General features: G+C 46.9%; 1 pseudogene. It reads left to right on the forward strand.

Going from position 1 to position 341, the window contains the following annotated elements:
* A pseudogene (locus FTW16_RS17965) lies at positions 1-341 on the forward strand (malate synthase A); the annotation flags it as partial.

The following is a 341-nucleotide window of genomic DNA, read 5'->3' on the forward strand; positions in this document are numbered from 1 at the left end:
CCAATTAAACGACGATCCTGCACTGCTGATCGCACGCCCACGAGGGATCCACCTTCCTGAGCAATCCATCCAATTCAACAATCAGCCTATCGGCGGTTGCTTGATGGACTTCGCTTTATACTTTTTCCACAACTATCAATCACGTGCACAACAAGGCTTAGGCGTTTACTACTACATTCCCAAGCTTGAGAGCATGGAAGAAGCACAGTGGTGGGACGATATTTTCAGCTTCACCGAAAACTATTTCCACGTACCCAAAGGCACAATTCGTGCGACAGTTTTGATTGAGACACTTCCAGTCGTATTCCAAATGGAAGAGATCTTGTACGCCATGCGTGATC

This window comes from Vibrio sp. T20 (genome assembly GCF_007858795.1).
Taxonomy (GTDB): Bacteria; Pseudomonadota; Gammaproteobacteria; order Enterobacterales; family Vibrionaceae; genus Vibrio; species Vibrio satsumensis.